Source organism: Roseateles sp. (assembly GCF_039929605.1).
Classification (GTDB): domain Bacteria; phylum Pseudomonadota; class Gammaproteobacteria; order Burkholderiales; family Burkholderiaceae_C; genus Pelomonas.
On the sequence record NZ_JBDSQX010000112.1, the window covers coordinates 22,966 to 30,002 of the forward strand.

General features: G+C 67.7%; 9 protein-coding genes. 4 read left to right on the plus strand and 5 right to left on the minus strand.

From position 1 onward, the window contains the following. Nucleotides 1–7: 7 nt before the first annotated feature. Entirely contained in the window at nucleotides 8–1,246 is a 1,239-nt protein-coding gene (locus ABIS05_RS15460) for a glycosyltransferase family 1 protein (RefSeq protein WP_348013554.1), read from the minus strand. Between the two features lie 114 nt (nucleotides 1,247–1,360). On the opposite strand from ABIS05_RS15460, the gene ABIS05_RS15465 reads away from it, so the two are divergent. Genes ABIS05_RS15465 through asd form a run of 3 tightly spaced genes read left to right on the plus strand, consistent with a single transcriptional unit; the run spans nucleotide 1,361 to nucleotide 4,550 of the window. Then, complete coding sequence (locus ABIS05_RS15465) at nucleotides 1,361–1,975, plus strand: Mpo1-like protein (protein ID WP_348013555.1); 615 nt, start codon at nucleotides 1,361–1,363, stop codon at nucleotides 1,973–1,975. Nucleotides 1,976–1,979: 4 nt separating this feature from the next. Further along, the gene (locus ABIS05_RS15470) at nucleotides 1,980–3,626 is read left to right on the plus strand and encodes an aminotransferase class III-fold pyridoxal phosphate-dependent enzyme (protein WP_348013556.1); all 1,647 of its coding nucleotides are present in this window, start codon (nucleotides 1,980–1,982) and stop codon (nucleotides 3,624–3,626) included. Between the two features lie 42 nt (nucleotides 3,627–3,668). Continuing rightward, a complete protein-coding gene (gene asd / locus ABIS05_RS15475) occupies nucleotides 3,669–4,550 on the plus strand; it encodes an archaetidylserine decarboxylase (RefSeq protein WP_348063277.1) in 882 nt (293 codons plus the stop codon). A gap of 4 nt (nucleotides 4,551–4,554) precedes the next feature. Here asd and ABIS05_RS15480 read toward each other — a convergent pair whose 3' ends face one another. The 4 genes from ABIS05_RS15480 to ABIS05_RS28240 form a co-directional block, all read right to left on the minus strand. Next, nucleotides 4,555–5,151: a metal-dependent hydrolase gene (locus ABIS05_RS15480; RefSeq protein WP_348013558.1), complete on the minus strand. Its 597-nt coding sequence runs from the start codon at nucleotides 5,149–5,151 to the stop codon at nucleotides 4,555–4,557. Nucleotides 5,152–5,190: 39 nt separating this feature from the next. Beyond that, nucleotides 5,191–6,054, minus strand: coding sequence for a UDP-2,3-diacylglucosamine diphosphatase (locus ABIS05_RS15485; RefSeq protein ID WP_348013559.1), 864 nt, complete (start codon nucleotides 6,052–6,054; stop codon nucleotides 5,191–5,193). 55 nt (nucleotides 6,055–6,109) lie between these two features. After that, nucleotides 6,110–6,289, minus strand: a complete 180-nt coding sequence (locus ABIS05_RS15490) for a hypothetical protein (protein WP_348013560.1) — start codon at nucleotides 6,287–6,289, stop codon at nucleotides 6,110–6,112. Nucleotides 6,290–6,387: 98 nt separating this feature from the next. Then, on the minus strand, nucleotides 6,388–6,543 hold the full coding sequence (locus ABIS05_RS28240) for a hypothetical protein (RefSeq protein ID WP_407074893.1): 156 nt from the start codon (nucleotides 6,541–6,543) through the stop codon (nucleotides 6,388–6,390). Between ABIS05_RS28240 and ABIS05_RS15495 the strand changes: the two genes are divergently transcribed. Beyond that, nucleotides 6,481–6,855 (plus strand): transposase, encoded by a 375-nt coding sequence (locus ABIS05_RS15495; protein WP_407074892.1) that lies wholly within the window; start codon nucleotides 6,481–6,483, stop codon nucleotides 6,853–6,855. The genes ABIS05_RS28240 and ABIS05_RS15495 overlap by 63 nt on opposite strands. The last annotated feature ends 182 nt before the right edge of the window (nucleotides 6,856–7,037 follow it).

The window sequence follows — 7,037 nt, forward strand, 5'->3', positions numbered from 1 at the left end:
CGCTCGTTCACGCTGCGGGTTGCAGCCTCGTCCAGACCTGCCCTGGCTCTCCTCGCGAAATCGCACCCTCCAGCACGGTCTCGAAGCGTGCCGTGATATCGCCCCAGTCGAGGCGGCGTGCTGTAGCGCGCGCCGCCTCGGCCACCGCGTGCCGCGCGATTGAATCGCAGGAGGCCACGCGCGCCGCTGCCACGAAGTCGGCTTCCTTGCCCGCACCGGCCAGCCAGCCGTTCACGCCGCTGCGGATCAACTCGCCGGCGGCTGCGCTGTCGAACGCAATCACCGCGCAGCCGCTGGCCATGGCCTCGGTCGTCACGTTGCCGAAGGTCTCGGTCAGGCTGGGGAAGAGAAACATGTCGAGCCCTGCGTAGTGCGCGGCCAGGTCGTCACCGCTGCGCTGGCCGGCGAATATGGCCTCTGGCACGCGCGCGGCGAGTTCGGCCCGCTGCGGGCCATCGCCGACGAACACCAGCCGCGCCCGTGGCTGCACGAGCTTCACAGCCTCGTAGGCGGCCAGCATGACGCCGAGGTTCTTCTCTGGTGCCAGGCGGCCGACATAGCCCAGCACGAGGTCGTCGGGCTCCGCGCCCCAGCTCTCGCGCATCGCGGCGCTGCGCCGTGCGGGGTCGAAGCGTTGCGCATCCACCCCACGGCCGACGACGTTCAAGCGCTCGAAACCGCGATCCGCCAGCAGCACTCGCATGGCCTCGGTGGGCACCATCGTCGCGTCACAGCGGTTATGGAACTTGCGCAGATAACCCATGATGGGCTTGCTCAGCAGGCCCAGGCGGTAGTGCTTGCCGTAGGCGTGGAAGTTGGTGCGGTAGTCCGACGTGACGGGCAGCGCCAGGTGCTGCGCGGCCTGCAGCGCCGACCAGCCGAGCGGCCCTTCGGTGGCGATGTGCACGACATCGGGCCGCTTCAGCGACCACAGCTTCACCAGCGCCCGCTTGCTCGGCACGCCCATGCGCAGGTTGGGGTAGAGCGGCACCGGCAGGCCCTTGGTGAGCACCTCGTCCACCATCGGATTGCCGCTCGATGGCGTCGTCAGCTTCGCGGACTGGCGCGGGCGGATGAGCTGCACGTCGTGGTTCCGGCGGTTGAGGCCGTCGACGACGCGAGCCATGGACATGGCAACGCCGTTGACCTCGGGCGGGTAGGTCTCCGTCACCACCGCGAGCCGGCGTGAGTGGCGCGGCGCGGGGAGGTCATCGACCAGGATGTCGTCGGCGTGGTGCGTATTCATGCCGCGAATGGTCACGAACGCATGCAACAGGACGATGACAGTCCAACCGTCACGGCGATTTCACGCAAACACTCCACCATCCCGCCCCATCCACCCAAACGACAAGGACGGGACGTGAACGAATTTTTCCAAACCCTGAAGACGCAGCGCTGGGACGACCACCGCTACTACCACCACAGCCGCATCAACCAGAGCCTGCACCTCATCAGCGCACTGAGCTTCCTGGTGTCGTATGCGCTGCTGTTCGTGAACCCGGCCTGGTCAGCGTTGCTGGCCTGGTGCGTGTCGATGACGACGCGCCAGGCGGGTCACTTCTTCTTCGAGCCGCGCGGCTACGACCACGTCAACCAAGCCACCGACGAGCACAAGGAAGAGATCAAGATCGGCTACAACATCCGCCGCAAGATCGTGCTGATGTCGGTGTGGGTGGCGTTGCCGGCCGTGCTGTGGCTGGCGCCGTCGCTGGGCGGGCTCATCGAACCCGCCGTGGGCTTGCGCGGTTATGTCGAGGACGTGGGCATGGCCTGGTTCTGCCTGGGCGTGACGGGTCTCGTCTTCCGCGTCGTGCAGCTCTGGATCACGCAGAACCTGATGCAGGGTCTGGCCTGGGGCTTCAAGATCATCACCGACCCCTTCCACGACGTGCTGCTTTACTGGAAGGCGCCGCTCTACCTGCTGCGCGGCCAATTGATCGACCCGATGGAGCATGTGGGCCAGCAGGCGCACTGACTCGATGGACGAGACCTTCACCCTGTCGGCGCTCGCGCTGGGCCTGCTCGCCCTGCTGCCGGCGGCCAAGCGGCGCATCGAGCTCTCGCGCGCCAAGCATCGCTCGCTGGCCGGCCATTCGCTGATGGCCAAGCGGCTGGCGCGCTGGGTGCCGGGCTATGCCTACGACGAGGCGCAGTTCTTCAACGTCGACGGCGCACCGGACGAGACCACCGCCCAGCGCCGCGCCGCGTTGCGCCGCCTGGGCGCGGAGTTCGACACGCGATTCGCGAAGACGCTGGCCGCCACCGAACAGGCGCGCGAGGCCATCTCCGACCTGCGCTTCACCGGCCGCTACCGCGTGCCCTTCCAGTTCAGCCCGGTGCTGCGCGAGCACCTGCGCGTGGGCGCCTTCCTGCAGGCCAGCGACGGCGTGCAGGTGGAAGACCTGGACGGCAACCGCTTCTACGACCTGACCGGCTCCTACGGCGTCAACGTGCTCGGCTACGACGCCTACAAGGAATGCATCGCCGAGGCCGTCGCGACCGCGCAGCAGCTCGGCCCCGTGCTCGGCGCCTACCACCCCTGCGTGCTGGACAACCTCACGCGGCTGAAAGCCATCTCCGGCCAGGACGAGGTGAGCTTCCACATGTCCGGCACCGAGGCCGTCATGCAGGCCGTGCGGTTGGCGCGTTATCACACCAAGAAGAAACGCCTCGTGCGCTTTGCCGGCGCGTACCACGGCTGGTGGGAGGACGTGCAGCCCGGCCCCGGCAACCCGCTGCCGCCGCGCGAGACCTTCACGCTTCAGGACATGGCCGAGCGTTCGCTCAAGGTGCTGGCCACACGGCGCGACATCGCCTGCGTGCTGGTCAATCCGCTGCAGGCCCTGCACCCCAACGTCAATGCGCCGGGCGACTCCAGCCTCATCGACGGCAGCCGCCGTGCGGCCTATGACCGTGAGGCTTACACGGCCTGGCTGCGGAAGCTGCGCGAGGTCTGCACCGCGCGCGGCATCGTGCTGATCTTCGACGAGGTGTTCGTCGGCTTCCGCCTCGCTCCGGGCGGCGCGCAGCAGTACTTCGGCGTCAAGGCCGACATGGTCACCTACGGCAAGACGCTGGGCGGCGGCCTGCCCATCGGCGTCGTCTGCGGCCGCGCCGACCTGATGAAGCGCTACCGCGAGGACCGCCCCGCCGACATCTGCTTCGCCCGCGGCACCTTCAACGCCCACCCTTACGTGATGGCTGCGATGAACGCCTTCCTCCAGCGCATCGAGCGCCCCGAGGTGGCGGCGCTGTACGACGGCCTGGACGCCCGCTGGGACGCCCGCGCGGCCCAGCTCAACGCACGGCTGCAATCGGCCGGCGCGCCGGTGCGCGTGGCCAACCTGTCGACGATCTGGACGGTGCTCTACACCCAGCCCGGCCGCTACCACTGGATGCTGCAGTTCTACCTGCGCAAGCATGGCCTGGGCTTGAGCTGGGTGGGCACGGGGCGCTTCATCTTCAGCCTGAACTATGGCGATGCCGAGTTCGCTGAAGTGGCAGACCGCTTCATCGCCGCCTGCGACGAGATGCGTGCCGACGGCTGGTGGTGGACGGCGCCTGAGCTCACTGCCAAGGCCATCCGCCGCAGCGTGTTCCGCGAGATGTTGGGGCAGAAGTTCTAGATGATAAAAAACCAGGAAGCATCGCCCGCGCTGGGCGGCGGGATGAACGACAACGCTCTGCCGCGACCCGGCTGGTTCAAGAGGCTCGTGGCGCAGGAGGACTTGAACTTCCTGCTGACCAACCGCGTGCCCCGCATCGCGCTGACGAAGTTGATGGGCCGCTTCTCTCGCATCGACAGCCCGGTGCTGACGCGGCTGACAATTGCCGCGTGGCGCCTGTTCACGCCACTGGACCTGAGCGAGGCGAAGCACACGCGCTTCAGGTCGCTGAAGGATTGCTTTACCCGCGAGCTGAAGCCCGGTGCGCGCGTGTTTGATGCCCGGCCCGATGTCTTCGCCAGCCCGAGCGACGCCATCGTCGGCGCCACCGGCGTTGTCGAACGTGGCCAGGTCTACCAGGCCAAGGGCTTCCCGTATGCGACCGAGGAGCTGTTCGGCCCGACGCAAGACGTGAGCGCCTTCGAGGGTGGCCGCTTCGTCACGCTACGGCTCACGTCCGCCATGTACCACCGCTTCCACGCTCCGGCCGACGGCGTGGTCGAGCACGTCACCTACCTCAGCGGCGACACCTGGAACGTGAACCCCGTGGCACTGAAGCGGGTTGAGCGCTTGTTCTGTCTGAATGAACGCGCCGTCGTGCGCATGACGCTTTCAAGCGGTCACGCCATCGCCCTCGTGCCCGTCGCCGCCATCCTGGTCGCCAGCATTCGTTTGCACTTCCTCGACGTGCTGCTGCACATCGGCCGCAAGGGCGCGAATGAGATGCCGTGCAAGGCGCCGCACGTGAAGGGCCAGGAGATGGGCTGGTTCGAGCACGGCTCGACCATCATCGTCTTCGTGCCGCCCGGCTTCGAGCTGGCCGAGGGCATCGCCACCGGCGTCCAGATCCGCGCGGGTCAGGCGCTGCTGCGGCGCTTGCCCTGACGCGTCAGCGCGGCAGCGACAGCGACCAACTGAGCGAGATGCCCGCCGTGATGGCCAGGGCGAACTGAACCGGGCGCGGCAGCCGCCACGCGGGCCGGCGCATCGCGCACAACGCGAGCAGGGCCGGCCCCAACACGCCAATTTCGATGAGCAGATTGCGCCACAGGTAGACGTTCGCAAAATCCAGCCGCCCCGCGCTGGGCAGCAGGCCCACGGGCGACACGAAGGTTTCGCGTGTGAACGGCCAGAGCCACGGCGACGCGTGCACGCCCACGAGAAAGTCCAGCAACTCGTGCGACAGCGCCGCAGCCAGCAGGCTCAGCGCCGCAGCCCCTGGCGCGGTGTACGCGCGGGCCGGAGAGCGCAGTCGCAACGCCAGCCAGGCCAGCACCGCGCTCGCCGCCGCAAAGCCCAGGCTGTGCGTGAGCCGCGGCTCGACGCGGATGCCTGCAGTCCACCAGAGGAGGTAGTCCAGGTCCGGCAACACCGCCAGTACGGCGCAGGCAGCCAGCAGACCGCCATCGAAAGGCCTCGGCTCGCGAGCGCTGCGGCAGGCGTAAGCGGTGACTCCGGCGGCGAGGTGCGCGATCAATGAAGACATGGCCAGCATTCTGCGGGCCGCTGCCGCTGCGCCCGCGCGTCAGCCGATCACTTCGGGCAACGGCACCGCCTGCTGCGGCCGGGCCACGGCCGGTGCAGCCTCGGCGGCCGGCAACATCCCCGGCAACGCCGCTTGGTCACCCCGGTCGATGATCTCCAGCCGCCCGTCGTGGTGCTCCACCAGCGCCGTCAAGCTCTCCACCCAGTCGCCGTCGTTGCAGTACAGGATGCCGTCGATCTCGCGGATTTCGGCGTGGTGGATGTGACCGCAGACGACGCCATGCGCGCCGCGCTTGCGGGCCTCGCGTGCCACCGCGTTCTCGAACTCGTTGATGTAGCTGACCGCGCGCTTCACCTTGTGCTTCAGGTAGCGCGACAGGCTCCAGTACGGCAGCCCGCACTTGGCGCGAATGCGGTTGAACCAGCGGTTGACCTTGAGCGTGAACTCATAGGCCAGGTCGCCCATGATGGCCAGCCAGCGCGCGCACTGGATGACGCCGTCGTACAGGTCGCCGTGCGTGACCCACAGCCGCTTGCCGTCCGCCGTCACGTGCATGGCCTCTTCCATCACATCGACACCGCCGAAGTTGTGCGTTAGGTATTTGCGCGCGAACTCGTCGTGGTTGCCGGGAATGAAGATGACGTGCGTGCCCTTGCGCGCCTTGCGCAGCAACTTCTGCACGACGTCGTTGTGCGCCTGCGGCCAGTACCAACTGCGGCGCAACTGCCAGCCGTCGATGATGTCGCCGACGAGGTAGAGCGTCTCGCATTCGACGTCGCGCAGGAAGTCGAGCAGGGCCTTGGCTTGGCAGCCGGGCGTGCCCAGGTGCAGGTCGGAGATCCAGACGGTGCGTACCGACAGCGTAGGCGTGTCGGCGGCAGCGGTATCTTGCGGCGTCGGCATGGCGGGATGCTGCCCGCCCGTCATGACGCGCGCGTGACTGCGCGGCGCTCGGCCGTCAGACCGCGGGGAGGCGCGCCGCCAACCGTGGCGTGGACGCCTCGATGGGCGCCAGCAACGTGGGCCACAGCCGCACGCCCAGATCGCGCCGAAACGGGCCGATGTGCTCGATCTTCTTCACGCCCACGTCGGTCGGCGCGACGACATGGCGCGGCGCTGAAGTGCCCGGCCAACGCATCTACTGCGGCCGCAGGGCCGAAGAGATGATCGTCCGTGATGCTCCACAAGTGCACGGCGCCGCCGAAGTGGTGAGATGACCGCTCGCGCGCCAGACTGTCATCGCCGAACGAGAAGCTCGGCGTGCGCCCCCAGGCCGAGCACCCGCCCAGGCACGTGGCCCAGCAGGCGCACCAACAGCGGCAGCATCCAGTGGAAGAACACCCAGGCCTGCACGCGCGCAAAGCCCGACCAGTGGCCGAGGTAGGCGGCCACGTCCAGCTACTGGCCTCGCAGTGGAGCAAGCTCAAGCGCTACGTCGAGGACGGTCGGCACAGCATCGACAACAAAGTCCAGGAGAACGCGACCCGGCCGTTCTGCGTGGGCCGGCGCAACTGGCTGTTCGCCGACACGGTGGCGGGCGCCAATGCGAGTGCCAACCTGTACTCGCTGCTGCAGACCTGCAAGGTCAACAGCATCGACGACTACCGCTATCTGCGGTCACTGTTCGTCGCGTTGCCGAACGCCAGGACCGCCGACGACTATGCGGCCTTGCTGCCCTGGCGGATCGATCTGGCTGCCAACTGAGTGATGCCTATGCCGCCGCGGCGGCGGCAAGGGGCGTACTTCATTGACCGCTTACCGGCAAACACGCCCAATAGGATCGGCATCTAGGTTGAACGGCTTGACGCGTCATGAGGCCGCAAAGCCGTTCAAATTGACTGGTTCGCAGGGCAGGCGGGAGTTTGATTCAAACTCAATCCACGCCA